Below are 25,208 nucleotides of genomic sequence, written 5' to 3'. Positions count from 1 at the left end.
CCCCTTCCCCCCTGCCCCATTCCATCCTGTTCGTCTGCGGAGCGAACTCGATCCGCTCTCCGATCGCCGAAGCCATCGCGCGCTCGCTCCTGCCGCAATCCGTCTACATCGCCTCGGTGGGCGTCAAGGACGGCGAGCGTGATCCGTTCGTGGACGTGATTTTGGCCGAGCAGGGCCTGTCGCTCGGCGACCGGAAGCCCCAGAAATGGGAGGACCTCGGCGACGGGTTCTTCGACCTCGTGGTGACGCTCTCGCCCGAAGCCCATCACGCCGCCATGAGCGCGACGGAGGCAGACGCCACGGCGGTGGAGTTCTGGCCGATGCCCGACCCGTCCGCCGTGAACGGCAGCCGGGACCAGATCTTGGAGGCTTACCGCGACGTCTATCGCCGCATCTCGGTGCGCTTGAAGGACCTTTGCCAACGGGTCTGAGCGCGAAGGGCACCGGAGAGCGAGGAGGCGTCCATGGCCTCCTTGGCTCTGACCATCAGTGCGCGTCCACCTTCACATTGCCGCCGGGGCGGCGGATCATGACGGTGAGGAAGCACAGCGAGACGAAGAGCGCCGTCAGCGCGATGAACACGTCGGAAAAGGCCATGACACTCGCCTCGCGGTGAATGAGGCCGCTCATCTGCTTCAACGCCACGTTGGCGCCGTCGAGCCCGGCTGCGTTAAAGCTGGAGGCCATGTCGGTCAGCCGGTCCTCGGCGATCTGCGAGCCCCAGCGCACCCGCTCGGCCAGCCGGTCGTAATGGAGGACCGTGCGGTCGTTGATCATCGTGTTGATGATGGCAAGGCCCACGGCGCCACCGAGATTGCGCGTCAGATTGTAGAGGCCGGAGGCGCCCTTCATCTTCTGCGGCGGCAGCGTGCCGAGCGCGATGTTGTTGATCGGCACCATGGCCATCATCAGCCCGAAGCCGCGCAGCAGCTGCGGAAGCAGAAGCTCGTAGAAGTCCCAATCGTGCGTCAGGCCGCTCATCATCCAAGTGCCGAGCGCGAAGGCCGAGAAGCCCATCGCCATCATGACGCGCGGATCGAGCGAGGAGGAGAGCTTGCCCGAGATCGGCGCCGTGAAGAACATGGCGAGGCCTGAGACGAACATGGTCTCGCCGATCATCAGCGAATCATAGCCCCGGATGCGGCCGAGATAGACGGGGTAGAGATAGGTGAGGCCGTAGAGCCCGACGCCCATGATGAAGGAGAAGAGCGAGCCGAAGGCGAAGTTGCGGTTGGCGAAGGCCGTGAGGTCGACGATCGGCTCGCGCGCGGTAAAGGCGCGGTAGAGGAAGAGCACGGCGCCGAGCACCAGGATCACGGTCATGACCACGATGGTCCGGCTGTCGAACCAGTCGTCCAGCGGCCCCTCCTCCAGGACATATTCGAGCGAACCGAGAAAGGCTGCCATGCCGAGAAGGCCGAACCAGTCGAACTTCGAGAAGAGCGACCATTCCGGCTTGTCGAAATCCACGAGATTCCAGACCGCCAGCGTCACGATGATGCCGAAGGGCACGTTGATCAGAAACAGCCAGTGCCAGGACAGCGTGTGGCTGAGATAGCCGCCGACCGTCGGGCCGATCGTGGGCGCGAGCGTCGCCACGAGGCCGATCATGGGCGAAACGATGGCGCGCTTGGAGGGTGGGAAGATGGTGAAGGCGGCCGCGAAGACGCTGGGGATCATGCCGCCGCCGATGAAGCCCTGCACGGCGCGGTAGAGGATCATCTGGTCGATATTGGTGGCGGTCGCGCAAAGCGCGGAAGACAGCGTGAAGCCCGCGGCCGCGAGCGAGAAAAGGATGCGGGTAGACATCATCCGGGCGAGGAAGCCCGAGAGCGGGATCATCACCACTTCCGCGATGAGATAGGCCGTCTGCACCCAGGCGATCTCGTCGGTCGAGGCCGAAAGACCGGCCTGGATTTCGGCCAGCGAGGCCGAAACGATCTGAATGTCGAGGATCGCCATGAACATGCCGAAGACCATGGCCATGAAGGCCAGCATCCGGCGCAGGGGAATGGTCTCGCCGCCGCCGACGGTCGGGCCGGCAGGTTGGGCTGGCAGCTTGGAATCGGCCGTCACGGAGGACATGGGGCTTGGGCTCCCGCCGGGCGTCTCACCCGGCCACGGAAACAGACAGCGAACGAGGCGCCGGCCCTAACGGGCGGCGCGCGGGAACGGGCGGAGCCCCGCGAAGGCCTGGGCATTCGCGGGGCGAGGTCGAACCCTTAGGGGTCAGTCGGCGCTGGCGGTCTTGGCGCCCGGCGCGGTGCGCGTGTCCACCGCCACTTTCACAGACAGGCCGGGGCGCAGAAGGCTGGCTTCGGCGTCCGTCCGGTCGATCGCGATGCGGACCGGCACGCGCTGGACGATCTTTGTGAAGTTGCCGGTCGCGTTGTCGGCCGGCAGCAAGGAGAAGACCGAGCCGGAGGCTGGCGACAGCGAGGCCACCGTGCCCTCGACCTCGACGCCGGGCATGGCGTCGACCTCGATGCGCACCTTCTCGCCGAGCGCGATCTGGTGCAGCTGGGTTTCCTTGAAGTTCGCGTCGACATAGACCTGATCGAGCGGCACCACAGCGGCAAGGCGCCGGCCCGGCGACACAAGATCGCCCGGCTGGGCCGAGAGATTGCCGACGACGCCGTCATAGGGCGCACGGAGCGTCGTGAAGGAGAGGTCCCGCTCCGCCTGATCACGCGCGACCGCAAGGCTCGGCAGCATCGCTTCCGCCTCGGTGACCTGCGCGTCGAAGACGGCGACATTGGCCTTGGCGGCGGAGAGCGAAGCTTCCGCGCCGGCGAGCTTGGCGTCGGCCTGGGCCTTGGCGGAGCGCGCCTGGTCGAGCGGCGCCTGCGCCCCGGTGCCAGTGCGCACCAGATTCTCGGCCCGGCCGAGATCGAGCGCGGCCTGGTTGACGGCCGCGACCGCCGCGACGCGGCTGGCGTCGGCTTCCGCGACCTGCTGGACCGAGGCCGCCTGCTGGGCACGGATGCGCCCGATCGTGGCGTTCTCGGCCGCGATCTTGGCGTCCGCCTGACGCAGTGCCAGCGCATAGTCGCCGCCGTCGATCACAACGATCGGATCGCCCGCCTTCACGGTCTGGTTCTCCTTGACCGGAACGGACTGGATGTAGCCGGTGACCTTGGGCGACATGATCGCCATGTCCGCGCCGACATAGGCGTCGTCCGTCGAGACCAGGAAGCGCCCGTCGATCCACCACTGATGGCCGTACCAGGCGCCGCCGCCGATCGCGGCCAGAAGCACCGCGCCGAAGATCAGCTTCTTCAGGCCGCCCTTCTTCTTGGGCACGGCGGCGGCCGGCTTGGCTTCCGCTGCGCTGGCGGGCGCGCTTTCGGTCTTGCGGGAGACGATCTCGAGCTTGGGAGCGTCGGTGCGGGCCGGCCGGTCGGTCGGGGCGCGTTCAGTCGCGTCGGACGCGTCAGGTGCGGACTTGCTCATTCGGAAAAACCCCAATCGAACCGAACCGTTCGGTTCGACGTTGACATAACCGTGATCCATGGGCATTTCAAGTCGGCGGGTCGGCCTCTGGCCCAAATTAATCCGCGACGCTTAAGAACCGACGAAGGACAGCTCGCATGAGCCTTGCCGCGCACAACTCCCCTTCCCAAGCCGATGGCCGCTGCCCGGCGGGGGAAGACCCGGCCAAGCGCCGCCAGATTCTGGAAGGGGCGCGCCGGGCCTTCGTTCGCATGGGCTTCGACGCCGCCTCCATGAACGACGTAACGCGCGAATCGGGCGTCTCGAAATCGACCCTCTATGTCTATTTCCGCTCCAAGGAGGAGCTTTTCGCCGCGCTGATCGACGAGGAGCGCGACCGCTACTTTTCCGAGGTGGAGGCGCTGCTGGTCGATCCCCTGCAGCCCGCCGACACGCTGACGCGCTTCGGCAAGCGACTGGCGAAGCTGGTCATGTCGGCCGAGGCCATGCATGCCAAGCGCACGGTGATCGCCGTCGCCGGGCGGATGCCGCAGCTCGGGCGGGACTTCTACACGCACGGCCCCAAGCGCGGGCTGGCGCTTCTCACCGCCTATCTCGACAAGGCCTGCGAAGCCGGAACATTGCGCATCGCGGACCGCGAACTCGCCGCCTCCCAGTTCATCGAACTGTCGACGGCGGGGCATCTTCGCCGCCGCTTCTTCGACGATCAGGTGCCCGAGCCGACGGAGGAGGAAATCCGCGTCACCGTGGAGTCGGCGGTCTGGCTCTTCATGACGGGCTATGGCGTGGAGGCCTGAGCGTGGCGGGACGGCGCAAGCGCATCAAGACCAAGGTCATCGGCCTCGCCTTTCAGGAGGGACGACTGCTCGCGTTCGAGGTGACGGACGACGAGGGCCGGCTGCGAGGCGTGCGCCCGCTCGGCGGCTCGATCGAATACGGCGAAACGCGAGAGGAGGCGCTGCGGCGCGAGTTTCGCGAGGAGCTCGACACCGAGATCGAGATCACCGGCGGCTGGACCGTGTTCGAGAGCCTCTACCGGAAGGGGGACGAGATCCGGCACGAGTTCCTGTTCGCCGCCCCCATCCGCCTTCTCGACCGGCACATTCCGCTGGACGGCGAGGCGACCTATCTGGAAGGCGACGGCTCGCTCTGCCGCGCGCGCTGGTTCGACATTCCAGCTCTCGCGCGCGGCGAGCCGGTTCTGTTTCCCGACGCGCTGCTGCCGCATCTCCTCGCGGGAACACCCGCCGCACGCGACTGATGTTAGCGCCGGGGTTTAGCGCCCCAGCGCGAAATTGGCGATCTCGGCCTGTACGTCCTCGATCCCGAAGCCCTTCTCGGACGAGGTCGAGATGATCGTGGGATAGGCGGCGGGGCGCTTGCGGATGGCCTCGCGCGTCGCGGCCTCGAGCTTGGGCAAGGCGAGCGCCGAGATCTTGTCGGCCTTGGTGAGGACGATCTGGTAGGAGACCGCCGCCTTGTCCAGAAGCGCCATGACGTCGAGATCGTTCTTCTTCAGCCCGTGGCGCGAATCGATCAGCACGAAGACGCGCTTCAGGGTCGCCCGGCCCCGGAGATAGTCGAAGACCAGCTTGGTCCAGGCGTCGACCTGCTCCTTCGGCGCCTGGGCGTAGCCGTAGCCCGGCATGTCGACGATGGCGACGGGGGGCAGGTCGAGCCCTTCGCCGCTGTAGCCGTCCGGCACGAAATAGTTCAGCTCCTGGGTGCGCCCCGGCGTATTGGAGGTGCGCGCCAAGCCGTTCTGGCCGACGATCCCGTTGATGAGCGAGGACTTGCCGACGTTGGAGCGGCCGGCGAAGGCGACCTCGGGAGGGCCTTCCGGCGGTAGGAACTTCATCGCCGGCACGCCCCGGATGAAGACCCAGGGACGGGCGAAGAACAGGCGCTGCTCGTCGGCGGCGCCGTTCGGTTCGGTCGCGGGGGTCTTGCTCATTCGGCTCGCTCCAGGGCGTCGATATCGGCGCCGCGAATGGCGGCGAGGTTCTTTGTGATGCGCTCGACCGGCCAGTTCCACCAAGCGACGGCGAGCAGGCGATCGACGATCTCGGGCGAAAAGCGCCGACGGCGCTCCACGGCCGGATTGCCCGCCACCACGGCATAAGGCGAGACATCCCGGCCCACGACACTGAAGGCGCCGATCACCGCGCCGTCGCCGATCGTGACGCCCGGCAGGATCACCGCCTCCGCGCCGATCCAGACATCGTTGCCGATCACGGTGTCGCCGCGCAGGCCCGCCGTGATCGACCCCATGTCGAAGCCCTCCTCCCAGCCCTCCCCAAAGATGTTGAAGGGGAAGGTGGAGAAGCCCGTCATCGCATGGTTGGCGCCGTTCATGACGAAGCGGGCGCCGGTCGCGATGGCGCAGAAGCGGCCGATCCGCAGCTTGTCCCCCAGGAAGTCGTAGTGGTGGAGGACGTTTCGCGAGGCGAAGAGAAGCGCGTTCTCGGGATCGTCGTAATAGGTGTAGTCGCCGATCTCGATCTTGGGATCGTCGATCAGGTTCTTGAGAAACACGATCCGCTGGTGCGCGGGCACGGGATGGATTGCTAAGGGGTCGGGACCGAGGGGCATGGCTCCTCGCCTAACACGCTGAACCGCCGCCGGTCCAATGGCGCCAGCGAAAAAGCCGCCGGCCCGAAGGCCGGCGGCTTTGGGATCGTCGCTAAGCGCGGCCTTGGCGTCAGGCCTTGCTCTTGCGGAACATGCCTCTCAGATTGTCCCACAATTCGATCTTGGCGCCGTGGCGCTTCATGATGATCGTCTGCTGGGTGATCGAGAGCGTGTTGTTCCAGGTCCAGTAGATCACGAGGCCGGCCGGGAAGGAGGCCATCATGAAGGTGAAGATCACCGGCATCCAGGTGAACACCATCTGCTGCGCCGGGTCCGGCGGCGTCGGGTTCAGACGCATCTGGATGAACATCGTGATGCCCATCAGGAGCGGCCAGACGCCGACCATGAGAAGATGCGGCAGGGTAATCGGGATCAGGCCGAACAGGTTGAACAGGCTCGTCGGATCGGGCGCGGCGAGATCGTGGATCCAGCCGAAGAAAGGCGCGTGCCGCATCTCGATCGTGATGTAGAGCACCTTGTAGAGCGCGAAGAACACGGGGATCTGGACCAGGACCGGCCAGCAGCCTGCCGCCGGATTGATCTTCTCCTCCTTGTAGATGCGCATCATCTCCTGCTGCTGCTTGGCGCGGTCGTCGGCATATTTCTCGCGAAGCTCGGTCAGCTTGGGCTGCACGGTCTTCATCTTGGCCATCGACTTGTAGCTCTTCGACGCCAGCGGGAAGAAGAAGAGCTTGAGGATGACCGTGATGAGCAGGATGGCGACGCCGAAATTGCCGGTCAGCGTATAGAGATGGTCGATCGCCCAGAACATCGGCCGGGTGATGAACTTGAACCAGCCCCAGTCGATCAGCAGGCCGAAATTGTGGATGCCGAGCGTGTCCTCGTAGCCGTTGATAACGTCCACGACCTTGGCGCCGGCAAAGACGCGCGACGAGGTGGTGACCGTGGCGCCCGGCTCGACCGTCAGCCCCTGGGCGAGATAGTCGGACTGGTAGAAGGGGCGGCCTTCGGCGGAATAGCGGAAGTTGGGCTGGAAGGTGCCCTGCCCCTGCGCGGGCACGAGAGCCGTCGCCCAGTACTTGTCGGTCATGCCGATCCAGCCGGCGGCCGAGGGCGTCGGGGAGACCAGCTTGTCTTCCTCGATATTGTGGTACTTGACCTCCTGCAGGCCCTGGTCTCCGAAGACGCCGAGAAGGCCTTCGAACAGGACGTAGGCGGAGGCGACCTCGGGCTTGGAGAAGCGCACGACGCGGCCATAGGGCGCGACGGACGCGGCCGCGCCGCCCGTGTTGGACACCTGGTCCTCCACGGTGAACATGAACTTGTCGTCCACCGAGATGGTGCGCGTGAAGGTCAGGCCTTGGCCGTTGGTGGCGGTCAGCGTCACGGGGGTGGAGGGCGTCAGCGTCTGGCCGGCGTCCGCCTGCCAGAGCGTCTGCGGCCCGGGGAGCGTTCCCAGATTCTGGCCGCTATAGCCGAACTCGGCGAAATAGCCGTCCTTGCCGATCGTCTCGGGCGAGAGCAGCACGATCGTGGGCGAATTGTCGTCCACCGTCTCGTGGTAGCCCTTGAGGCGCAGATCGTCGAGCCGGGCGCCCTGCAGGTTGATCGAGCCGTAGACGGCCGGTGTGTCGATCGGAATGCGGGGGTTGGTGGCGAGCGCGGCGTCGCGCGTCTGGCCCGTCACTTCCGGCGTCTGCGAGGTCGGCACCACGCTTTCGCGCCCCGCCGGTGAGACGGCGGGGTCCTGCGCGGTTCCAGCCGGCGTCGTCGGCGTCTGGAGGGTCGCCTGCTGCGACTGCTCGAGCTGACGCTGCGCCTCCGAGCGCGGATGGATCACGAAGAACTGCCACCCGATCAAAACGGCGATCGAAAGCGCCATGGCGATCAGGAAATTGCGGCTGTTTTCCATTATTCACTTCCCGAAGGGGGCGTTGGCGCCTTCCGTTCCGCTGACCTGGCCTTGGCGACGCGACGCGACAGCTCGCCGGTCAGCGTTTCGAAGGGCAGCGAAAGAAGATCGCGGCGGGCGACGATCACATAATCGAAGCCCGTCGCCATGTCAGCCCCGCAACAGGTGCGGATCGCCTCGCGCAGGCGGCGACGGATGCGGTTGCGCTCGACCGCATTGCCGACCTTGCGCGTCACCGTCAGACCGTAGCGCGGCTCCTCGCCGTCGCCCCGGTCCAGAGCTTCGATCAGAAAAAAAGGGCCGTTCAATCGACGGCCCTTGCGCACCGCTAGAAATTCGGCGCGCGTCTTCAAGCGGCTGGCGATGGGACGGTCCCTCGCGAGGCCTGAGCGGCCGATCAGGCCGAAAGGCGCTTGCGGCCGCGAGCGCGACGAGCCTGGATGACCTTGCGGCCGCCGACCGTCGCCATACGGGCGCGGAAGCCGTGGCGGCGCTTGCGGACGAGCTTGGAGGGTTGGTACGTGCGCTTCATCGTCTTTAATCCCGCGCCGTGCGGGCCTCTGGCAAAATCAATGGTTCAAGATCTGTATCGAACGCGCGAAACTGCCGGCGAAGGCATCCCTCCGCGGCTCAGCATTCGGTCTTCGGCCGGCCTTTTGCGGCAGATGGGGCACAAAGTCAATGCGCCGACCGCGCGCCGGCCCCGCTTTCGCATCGGACCCTCGCCTGAGGCCCTTCAAGGATTTGGTGAGGGCATGGCAGAAAATAAGCGGGGATGACCGATTCCGCACGGTTTCGTGACAATCCCTTCGGCGCATTCTACACGAAGCAAAGAAACCGCGGCGCGAGGTCGCGCGAGGACTTAAAAAGCGGATCGAAACGGATCATGACAGATCGCGCCGATGAAGCGGACCAAGCGCCGCTCACGCGCCCGCGCTGGCGCCACCGGCTTTCGGTGCGCCTGTTCGCCGTCACCGCGCTGGCCGTCATGGGCGCCGAAGTCCTGATCTTCGTGCCCTCGATCGCCCATTTCCGGCAGGAATGGCTGGAAGCCAAGCTCGAGACCGTGTCCGTCGCCTCGCTGGTGGCGCAGTTCGGCGAGGAAGGCATTCTCCTTACGCCCGAGCAGGAGGGCGACCTACTCGAAGCGCTGGATGCCCGGCTGGTGGCGATCCGCCGCCCCGGCGAAACCCGGCTTCTGGCGCGCGCGTCCGATCTCGGACCCGTCAGTCGCACGGTGGATCTCACCGACGAGCACCTCCTGTCCTCAATCGGCATGAGCTTCGAGGCGCTTCTGTCCGGGGGCGAGCGGCTGATTCGACTGATCGGGCCGATCGGCGACGGGTCGATGTCGGGCGAGATCGTCATCAACGAGCAGCCGCTGCATCGCGCCATGCTGGTCTATTCCCGCAACATCCTTTTTCTATCGCTGTCGATCGCGAGCTTCGTCGGCGCGCTGGTCTTCGGCATGCTCTCCTTCTCGCTGCTTAGGCCCATCCGCCGCATGGTGGCGGCCATGCAGCGCTTCGGCCGCAAGCCGGAGGACCCGGACCGGGTGATCGTGCCGCGCCGGCGCGAGGATGAGATCGGCATCGCCGAGAACGAACTCGCCGCCATGCAGGCGACGCTGGCGCGCACGCTGCGCGAGCAGCGGCACTTGGCCGACCTCGGCCTCGCCGTGTCCAAGATCAATCACGACCTGCGCAACATCCTCGCCTCGGCGCAGCTCATTTCCGACCGGCTCTCCACCCTGCCGGACGCGCAGGTGCAGCGCTTCGCCCCCGCCCTCATCCGCTCGCTCGACCGCGCGCTCGACTATACGCAGTCGGTGCTCGCCTATGGCCGGGCGACGGAAAGCCAGCCGACGCGCCGGCGCGTCCATCTGCGGCTGCTGGTCGGCGAGGTGTTCGAGAGCCAGTCGATTCCGCCCGAGCGGCCGATCGACTTCGTCAACGCCGTGCCGGAGGACATGGAGCTCGACATCGATCCCGAGCAGTTCTTCCGCGTCCTCTCCAATCTCGTGCGCAACGCGATCCAGTCCATCGAAAGCGACGAGGTGGAGGCGCTGGTGCGCCGGGTCACCGTTTCGGGCTCGGCCCTGCCCGCCGGCGACCGAATCTCGGTGGAGGACACCGGTGCCGGCGTCAGCCCACGGGCGCGCGAAAACCTGTTCCAGGCGTTTCGCGGCTCGACACGCGCCGGCGGCACGGGGCTTGGCCTCGCCATCGCGGCCGAGATCGTCCAGGCCCATGGCGGGCAGATCAGCCTGTCCGAGGAGGTGGCGGCGGGCGCCCGATTCGAGATCGACCTGCCGCGAGCGTCGGCCTGACCCGGCCGCCTTCCCTCCCCCCGCGCCGCCGCCCCGGCACGAAATCGGCCTTCCCACAGGCTCTCGAAGGCTCTGTCATTTTCTTTCCATAAGCCGCTTGCATTCGCCCCAGCTCGGGGGTACCAAGCGCTCACGAACGGCCGAGGCCAAGTGCCTCACCGGTTCATCGGCGCCCGTAGCTCAGCTGGATAGAGCACCAGACTACGAATCTGGGGGTCAGAGGTTCGAATCCTTTCGGGCGCGCCATACAACATAGACGACGTGATCGGCCGGGGCCAACGCCTCACCGTTTCATTGGCGCCCGTAGCTCAGCTGGATAGAGCACCAGACTACGAATCTGGGGGTCAGAGGTTCGAATCCTTTCGGGCGCGCCATTCTCGAATGCCATCGGGCACTCCGGTTCCTCCGGCACCTTCTTCGATCAGCCATTCATCACACCTCGCTTTTCACGCTGATCGCAGGGCAATGCGCTCGTCGAAGCGCCTGCCCGACATCGGCGCCTTCGAAGCTCCGGGTCCGCCTATCTTCGTTCGGTCTCCGTCGAACAGACAGGCGCCGCTTCTCAAGGCGTCTGTCGGGGCACTCGGTCGTCCGTCGCCAACCGGTCGAGATTCTCGATCAGGCGCCCGAGAAGAGCGACAAGCTGGCCGGCCTCCGCAGCGGAGAAGCCGTCGAGCGCCTCGCGGTTGCCCTGGAAAAGGGTCGCGCAGGCCTCCGGCAGACGGGAGCGGGCGATGTCGGTCAGGGCGATGCGGCTGGAGCGAGCGTCGTTGGGGTCGGGCGTCCGCCGGATCAGCCCGTCCCGCTCCATCCGCGCCAGCATCTGCGCCATGGACGGCTGCTCGATCCGGGCGAAGCGGGCCAAATCGCGCTGGGTCTCGGCGTGCCCCTCATCTAGCGCGACCAGAACCGGCAGAGTGCCGACACCGAAGCCGAGCGGCTTCAAACGCGCCTCGCTGAGACGAGCAAACGCTCGTGCCGCCAAGCTGACGAGATGTCCGGGGGTTGCGAGGACGTCGGATGTTCGATTTCTATCTTGCATAGGAGCCTATCTTAAAGTATAGGTTCCTATATATGAACAGAGCATAACGCGATGACAAGGTCGGTTTACGCCTCGTTATCCACCATCGTCGTCGCGGCGTTTCTTGTCTTCGGCACCCCAGCACAGGCAACCGACATGTCCCAAAGCGTGGAAACCCTTCAGCGCCTGTATGAACGCTTCAACGCCCGGGACATCGACGGTGTCGTGGGCATGCTCGCCGACGATGTCGCCTGGGCGAACGGCATGGACGGCGGTTACGTCGAGGGGCATGACGGCCTTCGGGCGTACTGGACGCGTCAATGGTCGCTCATCGATCCGCATGTCGAGCCCTTGCGCTTCCAGCAGGCCGAAGACGGGTCCGTGCTCGTCGAGGTCCGTCAGACCATTCGTGACCTGGAGGGCCATCCGGTCGAGGCCAAGGGGCTGAAGGACAAGACGGTCGGCCATCTCTTCCATTTCACCGGCGACAAGGTCAGTCGCTTCGACATACGCGACGTCGAGTGATCCTGGCACGGGAAACGCCCATGCCACATCTGGAACGAAATCTCCGGTGAGAAGCGAGGCCATGACGAAGGACACCGACCACCTCGCCGCTTGCCGCTGCGGCTTCGTTCGCCTTCGCGCCCGTGGCCGCCCGCTTGCCACCGGGGCCTGCCATTGCGAGGGCTGCCGCCGGATGACCGGCGGCCCCTATTCGCTGGGTGCGATCTATCCCTCGGTCGCGATCGCCGTGGAAGCGGGCGAGACCCGGTCGATCGGCGCCGATCCTAAGGCGGGCCACGAGGGGTGCGGGCGCTGCGCGAGCTGGGTCCTCACTCGTCCGCCCGGCCTGGGCGACATCGTCGTGGTGCGATCGAGCCTGTTCGCCGACGCCGCTCTCTTCGCGCCCTTCGTGGAAAGCTTCACCTCCGAGAAGCTTCCCTTCGTCGGCCCCGTCGCGCCCCACCGCTTCGAGCGTTTTCCCGATCCGGACGAGTTTCCCCGTCTTATCGGCGCCTATGCCGAGTGGGAGCACGCGGTGCCCTGACGGCATGGCCCGTCCGCCTCGCCGGCGTCAGCGGGCCGTGTCGGTGACCTCAGCGGGGAAATCCGTGCTGCGCGTCAGCGCTTCCCAGGCGTCGGTCTCCTCACGCAGGGCGCCGAGCTTGGTGCGGAGTTGGTCCAGCGCGTCGCCGCCGATCAGAAGATGGACGGGCGGACGATCGGCTTCGAGGGCCTGGATGATCGCGCGAGCGCCGCGAACCGGATCGCCGTTCTGCTTGCCGTGGCCGGCCTGCGTTCCCGCGCGGGCCCTGCCCGCCGTCTCGGCATAGTCGGCGATCACCGTGGCGGACTGGCGGAGCGAGTCGGGGCCCCGGAAGCCGGTGCGGAAGGCGCCCGGCGCGACCACCGTGACGCCGATCCCCAGCGGCGCAAGCTCCTGCGCCAGCGCGCCGGACACGGCCTCCACGGCGAACTTCGCCGCGTTGTAGTATCCGACGCCGGGATAGGTCACCATTCCTCCGATCGAGCTGACATTGACCACGTGGCCGCTGCGGCGCGCCCTCATGTCGGGCAGCACGGCCTTGATGAGGTCGATGGGCGCGAAGAGATTGGTGTCGAACAGCGCCCGCACCTCCTCGTCTTCTCCCTCTTCGATCGCGCCGAGATAGCCGTAGCCGGCATTGTTAACGAGAACGTCGATGCGGCCGAACCGGTCGATGGCCTTCGCGACGGCGGCCCTGCCCTCGGCCCTGTCGGTCACGTCGAGCGGGAGGGCCAGCGCCCGATCGCCCGCCGATGCGACGAGATCGTCCAAATCGGCCGGACGGCGCGCCGCGACCGCCACGCTGTATCCCGCAGCGAGCGCTTCTTCGGCCAGTGCGCGGCCGAGGCCGCGTGAAGCGCCGGTGATGAACCAGACGGCATCCTTGTTCAGCATGATAGGTCTCCCTGGGATCTTTCGAAGCCTGGGAGATGGCGTATCCCGCAGCGTTCGATTAGACCGTTCCCATCGAAGGGGTCGTTGAACGAGATCGCACGATGCCGAAGGCCAGCCTCGACGATTTGGCCGCGTTCGCGGTGGTGGCCCGTGTCGGCAGCTTCACCCGCGCCGCCGCCGCGCTGGGCACATCGACCTCCAATCTCAGCCATACGATCCGTCGCCTGGAGGCACGTCTGGGATACCGGCTGCTCCAGCGCACCAGCCGCAGCGTCTCCGCGACCGAGGACGGCTTGACGCTCCTGGCGGAACTGGAGCCGGCGCTGGCCTCGATCGAGGGCGTGCTCGAGGTGCTGGAGAGCGGCCAGGACCGCGTTTCGGGAACGCTGCGCATCACGGCGACGCGGCAGGCCTACCAGGCGGCGATCCGGCCGATCCTGCCCGCCTTTACCGCCCGCCATCCCAATGCGGTCGTTGAAGTCCTGATCGACTATCGCTATCGCGACATCGTCGCCGATCGCCTGGACGCCGGCATCCGGCTCGGCGAGAAGCTGGAACAGGACATGATCGCCCTGCGCATCGGGCCGGACCTGCGCATGGCGGTGGTCGCGGCGCCCGCCTATCTCGCCGGGCGCGAGCCGATCCGGCACCCGCGCGACCTGATCGGGCATCGCTGCATCAACTACCGCATGGTGGGCGCCGGAACGATCTACGCCTGGGAGTTCGAGCGGGATGGCGAGGCGCTGGACGTGCGTGTCGCCGGCCCGCTGACCTTCAACGAGCCGGAGCTCATGCTGGCGGCCGCGCTCGATGGTCTGGGCGTCGGCTATCTCCTGGAGCACGAGGTCGCCCCCCGTCTCGAGGACGGTCGTCTCGTTCACCTCCTGTCCGACTGGACGCCGCCCTTTCCGGGCTTCCACCTCTACTATCCGTCGCGGCGGCAGATGAGGCCCGTGCTCGCCGCCTTCATCGAAGCGCTGCGCCAGCGCCCGTAGGGCGATGCCTCCGCACCGGCTTCTCGGTTCCCGTCGATCGGCCAAGCCTAAGCGCGATCGGGGCGGCGCCGCGGCTGAAATACAGGTGCGGGCAGCAGCGAACGCTTGGAGACTGTTCGACGACTCGACGGACCGAACCAACCGCCTGTCAAACGGTCTCTGAGGTCTCGAACGCCTCGCCATTGGCGAGCGCCCAGGCGCACAGCGCTTCGAAGGGCTGGCGCAGCGAGTGGCCGAGCGGCGTGATCGCATATTCCACGCCGATCGGCGCGGTCGGCAGGACGGTGCGCGTGACGAGCCCGTTGCGCTCCAAGCGCTTCAAGGCATCGGCGAGCGCCTTGTGCGTGATCCCGTCGAGCCGTCGCTTGATCTCGTTGAACCGGGCCGGCTTGGGGCACAGGACCGTCAGGATCATGATCGTCCACTTGTCCGCGATGCGGTCGAGAACCGGGCGTATGCGCGCCATGTCGGAGCGCGCTTGCCGGGACAGGATCTCCAGCTCGGTATCGTCGGTCATATCTAGGCTCTTCAAAGTGCGTTCTTGCGACCAGATACACGTCGTATATCTAGATGCCGTCGTTCAACAAGGACAAGCACGATGGCACGCATGGACAACAAGATCGCCCTGGTGATCGGCGGCGCGAAGGGGATCGGCTATGCGATTTCGGAACGGCTGGCGTCGGAGGGCGCGACCGTGTTTCTGACGGGGCGCCGCAAGGAGGAGGTCGAGGCCGCGGCCGCCCGGATCGGCGGCGCGACGCGCGGTCTCGTGGCGGATGCAAGCGCGCCGGACGACCTCGTGCGCGTGGTGGCCAATGTTCGGGACGCTCACGGCCGGATCGACGCACTGGTTCTCAACGCGGGCCTTTCGGAAGCCGCCCTTCTGGCGGACGAAACGCCCGAGCACTTCGACCGGCACTTCGCGGTGAACGTTCGCGGGATGGTGTTCGGCATGCAGACCGCCTTGAAGGCCATGGGGAAAGGCGGCTCGGTGGTTCTGATGGGATCGATCGCGGATGCCGCCGGCATCTCGCCCTATGGGACCTATTCCGCGACCAAGGCGGCGGTGCGTTCCTACGCTCGGACCTGGACCGTCGAATTCGCTCCGCTGGGAATTCGCGTCAACGTCGTGGCGCCAGGACCGACGGATACGGACATGATGTCGGTTCTGTCGGACGAGATGCGCACCGCCTTGATCGCCCCGATCCCGCTCGGCCGCTTGGCGCGCCCCGACGAAGTGGCGTCCGCCACGCTCTTCCTGCTCAGCGACGAAGCCAGCTTCATCGCCGGTGCCGAACTTTGCGTGGACGGAGGCATGCGGCAGGTTTAGCCCTCAACCCTGCGGAACTCCCGGCTTTCGCTGATCCCTGGACGGCCGGGGTGGTTTCACCGTGACGCGCTCCGATCATGCTCCTTCCCAACGGCGGAGGAGCCGGGATCGCATTGGATGGTCGGAGCCACGGTGCAAGTCGTCTTGACGAGAGTGCGCAACCATCGATGCGCCGGATCGGCGTCCATTCGCGGGTGCCATTGAAGCGAGACCGCAATGCCCGGCGTCGGCACGGGAAGCGGGAAGGACACGACGTCCTTGCGGGAGCCGGCATGCGGGCTCCCAATGTCGGACAAGCATAGGCTCGGCACCGAGGCGACGAGGTCCGACCCGGCCGCGATGGCAAGCGCATCCCGGTGCGAGGAAACCACAGCCGCGATCTTGCGCCGGAGATGCAGTTTAGCCAGTTCATCGTCGATGGGGCCGACAGGAGCCGCCTTTCGCGAGGTCACGACATGGCGACACGCCGCGAAGCGCTGCGGGTCCATGGTGCCTTCAAGCAGCGGATGGCCGGCGCGAACCACGCCGACGAAGCGGTCGCGGAAGAGATGCTGGAAGCGCATCTCCGGGGCGGATGCACCGAGGACGCCGATCTCGAGGTCGATCCGCCCGTCGCGAAGGACGCCGACATCCTTGTCGGGCTTCGGAGCGAAGCGCAGGCAGACGCCCGGGGCGAGTTCGGCGGCTTCGATGAGAGCCGCTGCGAAGAGATCCACGAACCCGTCATTGGCGCGGATGACGAAAGTGCGCTGAAGATCGGCCGTGTCGAACCGAGCGGGCTCGGGCGAAAGGACCCGTCGGAGGTCGCGCGCGAGCTCGGGCACCTCGGCGCGGAGAGCCAGCGCATGCGGCGTCGGGACGAGGCGCCGTCCCGCGCGCACCAGCAGCGGATCGCCGGTGGCGACGCGCAGCCGCGCGAGCAGGCGGCTGGTGGCGGAGACGCTGAGACCGAGGCGCGCGGCCGCCCCCGTTACACTTTCCTCCCTCAGGAGGGCGTCCAGCGCGGTGAGAAGGTTCAGGTCGATCTCCAGTTGGGCCATGGGCGACCCCCTTCATGACATGGCGTTTCGTGCAACGATACCTTTCCTTCATGGCGTCTGGCGCAAGACCGGCGCGACGCTAATCTTCGGGTGGAAGCACGAAGGAGACCCATCCATGTCCATCCTCTCTTCCCACGATCCGATCGGCAGCATCCTCCTCGTCGGCGCCTCGCGCGGTCTCGGCCATGCCATGGCGGCGGAACTCGCCGAGCGCGGGTGGTCGGTCACCGCCACGGTTCGCACCCCGTCCCTCCCAGGCCCCTTGGCGGATCTGGCTAAGGCGCGGCCCGACCGCGTCGCGGTCGAAACGCTCGACATCACCGAACCCAGCCAGATCGCGGACTTGCGCTCTCGCCTGGGCGAGCGGCGCTTCGACATCCTGTTCGTGAACGCGGGCACCGCCAATCTCCACCAGGAAGAAACGATCGCCGAGGTTTCGACCGAGGAGTTCGTTCGCGTCATGGTCACCAATGCGCTCGGCGTCATGCGAGCGGTGGAGGGGCTTTGCGGCCTCGTCGGCGCGGACGGCACGATCGGCGTGATGTCGTCGGGTCAGGGCAGCGTCGCCAACAACACGCGTGGCGGCCACGAGGTCTATCGCGGTTCGAAGGCCGCGCTGAACCAGTACATGCGCTCCTTCGCCGCCCGGCATGCCAACGACCCGCGCCCCATGGTGCTCATGGCGCCGGGCTGGGTGCGCACCGAACTCGGCGGCGGGGATGCGCCCCTTTCGATCGAGGAGAGCATCCCGAAGGTCGTGGACGTCCTTCTTGCCCAGAAGGGTCGGCCGGGCCTGCGCTATCTCGACCGCAACGGCGAGACCGTTCCCTGGTAGGGCGAAAAACCCATCAGGGCGACGGCCTGCTTCAGCTGAAAGGAGCGGACCACGAACCGGATCGGCATCGAAGAGCATGCGCTGACGGTAACGATATGGCGGACGCCATGCCGCGAGATGCCGCGGCACTCTTGCACCGCCCTCCTTTCAGGGAACTCCCGGCTGCGGGCATAGGCCCGGCTTGGTGGCCCTCCCGTCGATCGGCGACCAGGGCTTCGGCTACCTCACGGAGCGGCGCTCGGCATAGGCGGCGCGCGAGGCCTCGATCCGCTCGGAGTTGCGGATGACCCAATCGGCAAAGGTCTGGACGGGGTTGCCGAAGTCCCGACCGAGATCCGTCAGCGCGTATTCGACCATGGGCGGCATGTCCTGTGTCACGGTGCGCAGAACGAAGCCGTTCTCCTCGAGGCCTCGAAGGGTCGATGCCAGCATCTTCTGGCTGACGCCGCCCACCTCCCGCTTCAGAGCGTTGAAACGCAACGGCCCGTTTCCAAGCGCCCTCACCACCAGAAGCGTCCACTTGTCGCTGATCCGCTCGAGCATCCGGCTGATGTGCTCGCAGGCAGCGGTTTCGTGCGGGTGACCACGTACCCTACACGTGCCTTCTTGTTCACCCACGCGCGGCTCCCGTATTCTGGTTACGAATCGAAACCAGAATACGGGATGATACCATGCAGTCAAAGCCTCGCATTGCCATCGTCATCGGCTCGACCCGTCCGACCCGATTTGCCGACAAGCCGGCGCAGTGGATGCTCGCGCAGGCGCAAGCTCGCGGGGACATGGACGTGGAGCTCGTCGATCTTCGCGATCACGCCCTGCCCTTCTTCGACGAGGCGGCCTCCAACATGTGGATGCCCAGCCAGAACCCGGAAGCCGTCCGCTGGCAGGAGACCATCGCCCGCTTCGACGGCTATGTCTTCGTGGTGGCGGAGTACAACCACTCGATCACGGGCGTCCTGAAGAACGCGCTGGATCAGGCTTACAAGGAGTGGGTCCGCAAGCCCTTCACGGCGATCGGCTACGGGGGCGTCGGGGCGGCACGTGCCGTGGAGCACCTGCGTGGCATCGGTATCGAGTTGCAGATGGTCTCGACCCACGCGGCCGTCCATATCGGCGGCGGCGACTTCATGACCATCCATCCGATGGGCGGCAACCAGCCGATGGAAGCGATCGAGTCGCATATCCAGGCCTCGGCCAAGACGGCGTTGGACGAGTTGCTCTGGTGGGCGAAGGCCACCATGGCGGCAAAAGCTGCCGAAGCCTGATCGCCGGCCTCGGCCGGGGAAGCGACCGGCGGTTGCGGCAGAGAGGGTTTAGGGCATAGGCGGGGTTGGCTGGCGCGCCCGGTGACAAGCGGTTCGCTGACACTGTCGCACCAACCCCGCCCAAAGACGAAACGAGCGCCGTGCTTGCCCCCTTATGTGCAGCCTCCGAAGGCGTTCATGCCAAGGCCGCTTCCAGCCTATCCGGCTGAAATCCGACAGTGGATCGATTGGCGTTTCGCCGATGTTTGATCTCGGCATTAGAGCACCCAACAAGATCTCTGGTGGGGGGTGGTCGGGGGGTTTTCGCGGGGACGAGGAGCAAAGCTTAGGTGATGCTGGCTGCATCGACGAGCATTCGCGACGAAGTCCACGGCGGAAAGACTCGAACAACGGCATTGGTCAATGGGCTACGCCGGAAATCGGTGATCGTCGGCCTGTGCGGCAATCGTGGGCAGGGCATCAAGATCCGCCCGCCCCTTCCCTTCAGCCGAAGCAACGCCGACCTCCTCCTCGATCGCTTGGATCTTGTTCCCAAATGTTCGATGTCCTGATCATCCGACGTCCGTCGAACGGTGTGATGGTGGTTGTGCTGCCATCGCCCGACTCCAGAGGAATGCGAAGTTGAATTCCCAGTGACGTGCCCGATCGGCGCGTGGTTCCCACCATAAGGGAGCGCCCAACGCGAATCCGCATCGTCTTGGACATCGCATCATGGGTGAACTGAGCCGACAAAGCCGTTCGATGCGGGAGGATCGGATTCTCTTTATGGATGCGGTCGTTCTCGCCCGTCGCTGTGCCCGGCCGCTCGAGCGACGGCGGTTGTTGCCCAGGGGTGGGGTGAACTGGTGGGGCGCCTGAAGCGGGCGTAGGCCCTTGGCGCACATCCCATCGTGCGTTTGAAGGCCGTGCTGAAGGCCGCGTCGGAACCGTAGCCCAACGATTGTGCGATGGTCGGCACCGACTCGTGTCCCTCGGTCAGGCGCGCCCCCGCCAGCAGCATGCGCCACCGCGTCAGGTACTCGATCGGCGACACGCCAACGGTCGTGCTGAAGGCCCTGGCGAAGCTGGACCGCGACATGGCGGCCTTGCCCGCAAGGGCGGACAGGGTCCAGCGGAAGCCTGGCTCCGCGTGAATGGCGCCGATCGCGGCCGAAAGCTGCGGATCGGCCAAAGCGAAGATCCAGCCGACATGCCGTCCCGCCCCGCCTTTGAGGTAGAGCCGCAGGGCCTGCACCAGCATGAGGTGGGCGAGATGCTGAGCCACCAAGACGCCGCCCGGCTGGGGCTCCACCAATTCCCGCCGCATGCGCTCCAGCGCCCAGCGAAGGTTCGTGCTTTCCTCGTCCCCGCGAAGATGCGCGATGGGTGGCATCGCCCCCAGCAGAACGTCGGCATGAGCGCCCGCAAAGGCGAAATGCCCGCCGAGCACCAGTGTCTCGCCCCCGCCGTCCAGCGTCGCCATGCCGCCTCGCCATTCGAGGCGCTCCATCGTCTCGAAGGGAACGGGCGGGAGCGCAAGGTCGGTGGTGAGATGGAAACGCCGTCCGTTGGGCAGAAGAGCGCAGTCGCCCGCCTCCAGCCGCACCGCCTCGGCAAGCCCCTCCAGCGCCAGCCAACAGCTGCCCGACACCAGCGCATAGCACTTGATGCCCGTATGCGGCTCGAACCCAAGCGACCAGCGCCCGGCCAGGTCGAAGCCCCCGGCGATGTAGGTGTGCGGCTTCAACAGCGCGAGGACGTCGGACAGGGGATCTACGGACATCTCGGACGATCACGAAAGAAACAGGCACACTCGCAGATAGATCGTGTCTCAACGGCTGACTAGTTTTTCTCCACCGATCGACGTCGCCGACACCAAACGTGTCCGTCGTCTGGAAGAGGAGAGCACAACCATGATCAAGATGATCATCACCCTGAAGCGCCGCGAAGGGATGAGCCACGACGAGTTCGTGCGCTACCAGGGCGAGGTCCACAGGCCGCTCCTGATGGCGATCCCGGAAGCGCAGCGCTACATCAAGCGCTTCGTCGTGTCCTACCCGATCCCGGCGCCGGACTATTCGGGACCGGACTACGACTCGGTCGTGGAAGCGTGGTTCGACAGTATGGAGGACATGAACGCCCTCTACTTCTCGGACAACTTCCTCTCAAAGGTCGATCCCGACCATGCGAACTTCATGGACCTATCGTCCTATGGACGCATCGTCGCCGAGGAGGAAGCGGTGATCGGGTAACGGCATCGCCGCGCAGGTCCAAGCATGCCGCGTCGTGAACTGAACGGTTGCGACGCCTCAAGCGCGGGATTATAAGTCTCATGTCGGAAAAGGCAGACTTGGTTTGGTAAGCCCAAGTCCTTCCCGTAAGGGAAGCTCTGGTCTTTGGCCTCGCGCCGGGGATCCCCACGACGAACGAAGGGACGCGCCTTGCGTCCCGCTGTTCGTCCGTGCGGGCTCGGGTTCGGGAAACGCTCCGGTCGAACATCGACTCGAGGAGCTTCGACCATGCCTTCATCCCCTTCCGCAATCCATGACGTCCTCATCGCCGGCGCGGGGCCGGTCGGCCTGTTTCTCGCCTGCGAGCTGCGCCTCGGCGGCTGCTCGGTGCTGGTTCTCGAAGCGGCGCGCGATCCGCATTCGCCGCTGAAGGAACCGCCTTTCGGCGTGCGCGGACTGTCCGTGCCGACGATCGAAAGCCTCGACCGGCGAGGCCTCCTCGACGATCTCAAGGATCGGGCCGCGAACAGCAAAACACCCGGCACGGCGCACTGGCTGGCGCAGCCGCGCCGGCCCGGCGGCCACTTCGCCGGCATCCCCTTCTTCTACGACCAGATCGATACGTCCCGCTGGCGGTATCGATTGCCGGGCGAGGTCGGCAATCTTGCCGTCGACATGGCCGGTTTGGAAACCGTTCTGACAGCCCGGGCCGAGGCCCTGGGCGTCGAGATCCGTCGAGGCTGCGCGGTGGAAGGACTGGAGCAATCCGACGGGTCGGTCGTCGTGCGGGCCGGAGGCGAGGCGGTTGCGAGCCGCTGGCTCGTCGGCTGCGACGGCGGTCGCAGCGTGGTCCGCAAGGCAACCGGGATCGGCTTCACAGGGACCGAGCCCGAGTTCACGGGCTACTCCGTCGAGGTGGAACTGGCCGATCCCGGCTTGCTGACGCCCGGCCGACAACACACCGCGACGGGAATGGTCGTCTTCAATCCTCCCGGCACGATCGCGATGGTCGATTTCGATGGCGGTGCGTTTCATCGCACTGCGCCGATCGGGCGCGAGCACGTGGACGCCGTTCTGCGCAAGGTCTCGGGCGCGGACGTTCGGGTCACGGCGCTCCATCTCGCGACCACTTGGACCGATCGGGCTTTTCGGGCAAGTCAGTACCGCCGGGGCCGGGTGCTCGTCGCGGGCGATGCCGCACATGTCCACTCGCCGCTTGGCGGACAGGGGCTCAATCTCGGGCTCGGCGACGCAATGAACCTCGGCTGGAAACTGGCCGCCACGATCCGGGGAGACGCGCCGGAGGAGCTTGTCGATACTTACGAGAGCGAGCGCCAGCCCGTGGCCGACCGCGTCCTCGACTGGTCGCGTGCCCAGGTCGCGCTGATGCGGCCGAGCCCGAGCTCCCGCGCGCTGCAAGCCGTGGTCCGCGACCTGATCGCCACGCGAGACGGCGCAACCTATTTCGCCGAGCAGGTCTGGGGTGTCGGTCTGCGCTACGATCTCGGCTGCGAACATCCGCTGGCGGGCCGCAGCGCGCCCGACGTCACGCTCGCCGACGGAACGCGGTTCACCGAGCACCTGCGCGGTGGCCAAGGCGCCCTTCTCGTGTTCGAGGCGCGCCCGGACCTGCGCGAGGCGGCGGCTTGCTGGGGTGGACGGATCGCCTTCCTCGAGGCCCGCGCGACGGAGCATCTGCCTGTCAAAGCCGCGCTGGTCCGACCGGACGGTGTGGTCGCCTGGGCCTGCGGCGACAGGATCGATCGAGCGGAGTTGGAACAGGCCATGGCGCGTTGGTTCGGGACGCCGGCCGATGTGGCGAGGCTTTCGCCGGATCTGTCTCCAGCGTAGAGGCCGAGGCCCTGAACGACGAAGGCGCCACGCCTACATTCGCACCTGTAGCTCCAACGGCTTGTGGAGGTTCGACATGGCTCAGGAACGGGGGCGTCTTACGGGGCGCGTTTGCGTCGTCGCGGGGGCTGGGGGCGACATGGGCGAAGCCGTCGCCCGGCGCTTCGCGCACGAAGGCGGCATCGTCGTCGGGATCGACCGTCGCTCCCACGCGATCGGCGAGTTCGCGCTGGTCGCGGACCTTGACGACGAGGCCGCCGTCCAGGGTGCCTATGGGCAGGTGGCGGAACGGTACGGTCGCATCGATGTCCTTTACAACAATGCCGGGCCGCTCGACCCGGAGGATCACTCCGCGCTCGACACGACGCTCGCGACCTGGAACCGGGTCGTCGCCTCGATCCTCACGGTGACGTGGCTGAGCTGCAAACACGCGATCCCCCACATGGGCAAGGGCGCATTCGCCGGATCGGTAATCAACACCTCTTCGTTCCTCGCCGGCATGGGAGCCTCGACGGGCCAGATGGCGTTCAACGCCGCAAAGGCGGGCGTGGAGCAGCTCTCGCGCGACCTCGGCGTCCATCTGGCGCGCCGCAACATCCGGGTGAACGCGCTTGCCGTCGGCCCCATAGAGACGAGCGAGATGCGGGCGACGTTCGAGCGCCTGGGGCCCGAGCAGGCCAAGCGTCGCTTCACGCACATGCCGATGGGGCGTTTCGGCACGCTGGAGGAACTCGCGGCCACGGCGGCCTATCTCGCCAGCGACGATGCAGGGTTCGTGACCGCAACGTCGTTCCCCCTCAATGGTGGCATCCCGAATGCCTTCACCGTCCCTTGAACGTCCTCCAGCAGACTGGACAAAAGCGACATTCCCATTCCAATTTGGAATGATGTCAGACGAAACTCTCGTTTGCGCTGTGACGCGAGCTCGCACACCTTCATGCCGGTTTTGCATGCTCTGGCGCGCGCCCGTTCGGCTGCGCCCTTCCCGAAAGGCGACAGGTCCATGACCGATTCTCCGTCCTCCGCCTCGGCGCTTGTGTCCCGCGATCACGTTCGCACGCTCTTCTCGCGGGCCATGTCGGACATGTATCGCGAAGAGGTGCCGCAATACGGAACGCTCATGGCGCTGGTGCGGGACGTGAACGCGGATGTGCTTGGGGCCAACCCCGCGCTCGCGGCCGATCTGGCGCGGGCCGACGAGTTGGAGCGGCTGGATCTGGAGCGCCATGGCGCGATCCGGCTCGGCACGGCGCAGGAGCTCTTCACCATGCGCCGGCTGTTTGCCGTGATGGGCATGGAGCCGGTCGGCTATTACGACCTGTCGGTTGCCGGCGTTCCCGTTCATTCCACCGCCTTCCGGCCGGTGACGGACGCCGCCCTGTCGCGCAATCCGTTTCGCGTCTTCACCTCGCTCCTGCGTCTCGAACTGATAGAAGACGATGAGCTGCGGGCCGAGGCGGCGGCGATCCTGGAGCGGCGCGCCATCTTCACGCCCGGCGCGCTGGCCTTGATCGAGCGTAGCGAGACGGCGGGCGGCCTGACGCGGGACGAGGCCGAACGCTTCGTGCGCGAGGCGGTGGAAACCTTCCGCTGGCATGGCGAGGCGACGGTGGACGCCGCGACCTACAAGCGGCTGCACGACGCGCATCGTCTGATCGCCGACGTCGTCAGCTTCAAGGGACCGCACATCAACCATCTGACGCCCCGCACGCTCGACATCGACGCGGTGCAGACCGGCATGCCCGAGCGCGGCATCGCCGCCAAGACCGTGGTGGAAGGGCCGCCGACGCGCGCCTGCCCAATCCTCCTGCGCCAGACCAGCTTCAAGGCGCTGGAGGAGCCGATCCGTTTCGGCGGCGCGGCAGGCGCGGTGGAGGGAACGCACACCGCCCGGTTCGGCGAGATCGAGCAGCGCGGCATAGCGCTGACGCGCAAGGGCCGCGCGCTTTACGATGCGTTGCTCGCCGAGGTGCGCGAGACGCGCGGCGCGGGCAGCGAGGGGCCCGATTATGCCGCGCGACTGACGGAAGCGTTCCGGCGCTTCCCCGACAGCTACGACGAGATCCGCCGGCAAGGTCTCGGCTTTTTCCGCTACAGCCTGCGCGAGGGCGCATCTCCCGCCTTCAGCGGCCCGCTCGACGCCGCCGCACTGGACAGGCTGGTGGCGGAAGGCGCGGTCGTGGCCGACCCCATCGTCTACGAGGACTTCCTCCCCGTCAGCGCGGCCGGCATCTTCCAGTCCAATCTCGGCGGCGCCGAGCAGCGGGCTTATGAGGGCCATGCCAGCCGCGATGCGTTCGAGGCGGCGCTGGGCGCCAGCGTGGCCGACGAGTTCGCGCTCTACGAACAGGCCGAAGCGCGCTCGCTGGCACATCTCGCCGCTCGGCTCAGCCCGGCCCAGTCCCGCGCCGTGGCCTGACGGCGGCGATGCGA

Annotated in this window: 28 protein-coding genes and 2 tRNA genes; 17 read left to right on the top strand and 13 right to left on the bottom strand. The window is 66.6% G+C overall.

Annotated features, from left to right (window positions below; all coding sequences use genetic code 11):
• Nucleotides 1–11: 11 nt before the first annotated feature.
• Complete coding sequence (locus tag AUL32_RS02055; protein ID WP_062111329.1) at nucleotides 12–431, top strand: arsenate-mycothiol transferase ArsC; 420 nt, start codon at nucleotides 12–14, stop codon at nucleotides 429–431.
• Nucleotides 432–486: 55 nt separating this feature from the next.
• Here AUL32_RS02055 and AUL32_RS02050 read toward each other — a convergent pair whose 3' ends face one another.
• Together AUL32_RS02050 and AUL32_RS02045 are read right to left on the bottom strand one after the other, a co-directional pair.
• Nucleotides 487–2,085 (bottom strand): DHA2 family efflux MFS transporter permease subunit, encoded by a 1,599-nt coding sequence (locus AUL32_RS02050; protein WP_062111319.1) that lies wholly within the window; start codon nucleotides 2,083–2,085, stop codon nucleotides 487–489.
• A 144-nt stretch (nucleotides 2,086–2,229) separates the two neighbouring features.
• A complete protein-coding gene (locus AUL32_RS02045; protein ID WP_062111316.1) occupies nucleotides 2,230–3,453 on the bottom strand; it encodes an HlyD family secretion protein in 1,224 nt (407 codons plus the stop codon).
• Between the two features lie 137 nt (nucleotides 3,454–3,590).
• Between AUL32_RS02045 and AUL32_RS02040 the strand changes: the two genes are divergently transcribed.
• Nucleotides 3,591–4,250 (top strand): TetR/AcrR family transcriptional regulator, encoded by a 660-nt coding sequence (locus AUL32_RS02040; protein ID WP_061974463.1) that lies wholly within the window; start codon nucleotides 3,591–3,593, stop codon nucleotides 4,248–4,250.
• Nucleotides 4,251–4,252: 2 nt separating this feature from the next.
• On the top strand, nucleotides 4,253–4,714 hold the full coding sequence (locus AUL32_RS02035) for an NUDIX domain-containing protein (protein ID WP_244497610.1): 462 nt from the start codon (nucleotides 4,253–4,255) through the stop codon (nucleotides 4,712–4,714).
• Nucleotides 4,715–4,729: 15 nt separating this feature from the next.
• On the opposite strand, the gene yihA is transcribed toward AUL32_RS02035, so the two are convergent.
• From yihA to rpmH, 5 genes are all read right to left on the bottom strand, one after another.
• A complete protein-coding gene (gene yihA, locus AUL32_RS02030) occupies nucleotides 4,730–5,407 on the bottom strand; it encodes a ribosome biogenesis GTP-binding protein YihA/YsxC (protein ID WP_062111311.1) in 678 nt (225 codons plus the stop codon).
• The gene (locus AUL32_RS02025; RefSeq protein ID WP_062111309.1) at nucleotides 5,404–6,045 is read right to left on the bottom strand and encodes a CatB-related O-acetyltransferase; all 642 of its coding nucleotides are present in this window, start codon (nucleotides 6,043–6,045) and stop codon (nucleotides 5,404–5,406) included. The genes yihA and AUL32_RS02025 overlap by 4 nt, the downstream gene beginning before the upstream one ends.
• Nucleotides 6,046–6,154: 109 nt before the next feature.
• Nucleotides 6,155–7,957, bottom strand: coding sequence for a membrane protein insertase YidC (yidC, locus tag AUL32_RS02020; protein ID WP_062111306.1), 1,803 nt, complete (start codon nucleotides 7,955–7,957; stop codon nucleotides 6,155–6,157).
• Nucleotides 7,957–8,310, bottom strand: a complete 354-nt coding sequence (gene rnpA / locus AUL32_RS02015) for a ribonuclease P protein component (RefSeq protein ID WP_156421291.1) — start codon at nucleotides 8,308–8,310, stop codon at nucleotides 7,957–7,959. Before rnpA ends, yidC begins: the two co-directional genes overlap by 1 nt.
• A gap of 44 nt (nucleotides 8,311–8,354) precedes the next feature.
• Complete coding sequence (gene rpmH, locus AUL32_RS02010) at nucleotides 8,355–8,489, bottom strand: 50S ribosomal protein L34 (RefSeq protein ID WP_019998352.1); 135 nt, start codon at nucleotides 8,487–8,489, stop codon at nucleotides 8,355–8,357.
• 354 nt (nucleotides 8,490–8,843) lie between these two features.
• Between rpmH and AUL32_RS02005 the strand changes: the two genes are divergently transcribed.
• The 3 genes from AUL32_RS02005 (at nucleotide 8,844) to AUL32_RS01995 (ending at nucleotide 10,660) form a co-directional block, all read left to right on the top strand.
• Complete coding sequence (locus tag AUL32_RS02005) at nucleotides 8,844–10,286, top strand: sensor histidine kinase (protein ID WP_062111302.1); 1,443 nt, start codon at nucleotides 8,844–8,846, stop codon at nucleotides 10,284–10,286.
• A 169-nt stretch (nucleotides 10,287–10,455) separates the two neighbouring features.
• Nucleotides 10,456–10,532: transfer RNA gene (locus AUL32_RS02000), tRNA-Arg, on the top strand.
• Nucleotides 10,533–10,583: 51 nt separating this feature from the next.
• Nucleotides 10,584–10,660: transfer RNA gene (locus AUL32_RS01995), tRNA-Arg, on the top strand.
• A gap of 188 nt (nucleotides 10,661–10,848) precedes the next feature.
• Here the strand turns inward: AUL32_RS01995 and AUL32_RS01990 are convergent.
• Nucleotides 10,849–11,328 (bottom strand): MarR family winged helix-turn-helix transcriptional regulator, encoded by a 480-nt coding sequence (locus tag AUL32_RS01990; protein ID WP_062111300.1) that lies wholly within the window; start codon nucleotides 11,326–11,328, stop codon nucleotides 10,849–10,851.
• A gap of 135 nt (nucleotides 11,329–11,463) precedes the next feature.
• Here AUL32_RS01990 and AUL32_RS01985 point away from each other — a divergent pair, with 135 nt between their 5' ends.
• Nucleotides 11,464–11,832 (top strand): nuclear transport factor 2 family protein, encoded by a 369-nt coding sequence (locus AUL32_RS01985; protein WP_062111327.1) that lies wholly within the window; start codon nucleotides 11,464–11,466, stop codon nucleotides 11,830–11,832.
• Nucleotides 11,833–11,893: 61 nt separating this feature from the next.
• Entirely contained in the window at nucleotides 11,894–12,355 is a 462-nt protein-coding gene (locus tag AUL32_RS01980) for a GFA family protein (protein ID WP_062111298.1), read from the top strand.
• A gap of 27 nt (nucleotides 12,356–12,382) precedes the next feature.
• Here the strand turns inward: AUL32_RS01980 and AUL32_RS01975 are convergent, their stop codons facing one another.
• Nucleotides 12,383–13,249 carry an oxidoreductase gene (locus AUL32_RS01975; protein ID WP_062111296.1) on the bottom strand — a complete coding sequence of 289 codons (867 nt, stop codon included), beginning with the start codon at nucleotides 13,247–13,249 and terminating at the stop codon, nucleotides 12,383–12,385.
• A 101-nt stretch (nucleotides 13,250–13,350) separates the two neighbouring features.
• On the opposite strand from AUL32_RS01975, the gene AUL32_RS01970 reads away from it, so the two are divergent.
• The gene (locus AUL32_RS01970; protein WP_062111294.1) at nucleotides 13,351–14,244 is read left to right on the top strand and encodes a LysR family transcriptional regulator; all 894 of its coding nucleotides are present in this window, start codon (nucleotides 13,351–13,353) and stop codon (nucleotides 14,242–14,244) included.
• Nucleotides 14,245–14,392: 148 nt separating this feature from the next.
• Here the strand turns inward: AUL32_RS01970 and AUL32_RS01965 are convergent, their stop codons facing one another.
• Nucleotides 14,393–14,761 carry a winged helix-turn-helix transcriptional regulator gene (locus AUL32_RS01965; RefSeq protein WP_062111292.1) on the bottom strand — a complete coding sequence of 123 codons (369 nt, stop codon included), beginning with the start codon at nucleotides 14,759–14,761 and terminating at the stop codon, nucleotides 14,393–14,395.
• An 81-nt stretch (nucleotides 14,762–14,842) separates the two neighbouring features.
• On the opposite strand from AUL32_RS01965, the gene AUL32_RS01960 reads away from it, so the two are divergent.
• Entirely contained in the window at nucleotides 14,843–15,574 is a 732-nt protein-coding gene (locus AUL32_RS01960) for an SDR family NAD(P)-dependent oxidoreductase (RefSeq protein ID WP_062111289.1), read from the top strand.
• Between the two features lie 56 nt (nucleotides 15,575–15,630).
• Here the strand turns inward: AUL32_RS01960 and AUL32_RS01955 are convergent, their stop codons facing one another.
• Nucleotides 15,631–16,614, bottom strand: coding sequence for a LysR family transcriptional regulator (locus tag AUL32_RS01955; RefSeq protein ID WP_082659080.1), 984 nt, complete (start codon nucleotides 16,612–16,614; stop codon nucleotides 15,631–15,633).
• A 115-nt stretch (nucleotides 16,615–16,729) separates the two neighbouring features.
• On the opposite strand from AUL32_RS01955, the gene AUL32_RS01950 reads away from it, so the two are divergent.
• On the top strand, nucleotides 16,730–17,449 hold the full coding sequence (locus AUL32_RS01950) for an SDR family NAD(P)-dependent oxidoreductase (RefSeq protein ID WP_062111287.1): 720 nt from the start codon (nucleotides 16,730–16,732) through the stop codon (nucleotides 17,447–17,449).
• A 219-nt stretch (nucleotides 17,450–17,668) separates the two neighbouring features.
• On the opposite strand, the gene AUL32_RS01945 is transcribed toward AUL32_RS01950, so the two are convergent.
• Nucleotides 17,669–17,992 (bottom strand): winged helix-turn-helix transcriptional regulator, encoded by a 324-nt coding sequence (locus tag AUL32_RS01945; protein WP_061974390.1) that lies wholly within the window; start codon nucleotides 17,990–17,992, stop codon nucleotides 17,669–17,671.
• Nucleotides 17,993–18,120: 128 nt separating this feature from the next.
• Between AUL32_RS01945 and AUL32_RS01940 the strand changes: the two genes are divergently transcribed.
• Both AUL32_RS01940 and AUL32_RS24945 read left to right on the top strand, forming a co-directional pair.
• Nucleotides 18,121–18,714, top strand: a complete 594-nt coding sequence (locus tag AUL32_RS01940) for an NADPH-dependent FMN reductase (RefSeq protein ID WP_062111285.1) — start codon at nucleotides 18,121–18,123, stop codon at nucleotides 18,712–18,714.
• Between the two features lie 329 nt (nucleotides 18,715–19,043).
• A complete protein-coding gene (locus AUL32_RS24945) occupies nucleotides 19,044–19,265 on the top strand; it encodes a hypothetical protein (RefSeq protein WP_156421290.1) in 222 nt (73 codons plus the stop codon).
• A 212-nt stretch (nucleotides 19,266–19,477) separates the two neighbouring features.
• Here AUL32_RS24945 and AUL32_RS01935 read toward each other — a convergent pair whose 3' ends face one another.
• A complete protein-coding gene (locus AUL32_RS01935) occupies nucleotides 19,478–20,476 on the bottom strand; it encodes an AraC family transcriptional regulator (protein ID WP_062111283.1) in 999 nt (332 codons plus the stop codon).
• A 130-nt stretch (nucleotides 20,477–20,606) separates the two neighbouring features.
• On the opposite strand from AUL32_RS01935, the gene AUL32_RS01930 reads away from it, so the two are divergent.
• The 4 genes from AUL32_RS01930 to hglS all read left to right on the top strand — a co-directional run bounded on the left by AUL32_RS01930 (nucleotide 20,607) and on the right by hglS (nucleotide 25,194).
• Nucleotides 20,607–20,945, top strand: coding sequence for an EthD domain-containing protein (locus tag AUL32_RS01930; protein WP_062111281.1), 339 nt, complete (start codon nucleotides 20,607–20,609; stop codon nucleotides 20,943–20,945).
• 267 nt (nucleotides 20,946–21,212) lie between these two features.
• On the top strand, nucleotides 21,213–22,775 hold the full coding sequence (locus AUL32_RS01925; protein WP_062111279.1) for an FAD-dependent monooxygenase: 1,563 nt from the start codon (nucleotides 21,213–21,215) through the stop codon (nucleotides 22,773–22,775).
• Entirely contained in the window at nucleotides 22,738–23,610 is an 873-nt protein-coding gene (locus AUL32_RS01920; RefSeq protein WP_306302882.1) for an SDR family oxidoreductase, read from the top strand. Before AUL32_RS01925 ends, AUL32_RS01920 begins: the two co-directional genes overlap by 38 nt.
• Before the next feature lie 168 nt (nucleotides 23,611–23,778).
• Entirely contained in the window at nucleotides 23,779–25,194 is a 1,416-nt protein-coding gene (gene hglS, locus AUL32_RS01915) for a 2-oxoadipate dioxygenase/decarboxylase HglS (RefSeq protein WP_062111271.1), read from the top strand.
• Nucleotides 25,195–25,208: the final 14 nt, after the last annotated feature.

Origin of the sequence: Aureimonas sp. AU40 (assembly GCF_001463785.1) — a bacterium.
GTDB lineage: Bacteria > Pseudomonadota > Alphaproteobacteria > Rhizobiales > Rhizobiaceae > Aureimonas.
The sequence above is the reverse complement of the archived record's forward strand: the minus strand, read 5'-3'. Positions and strand labels throughout refer to the sequence as shown.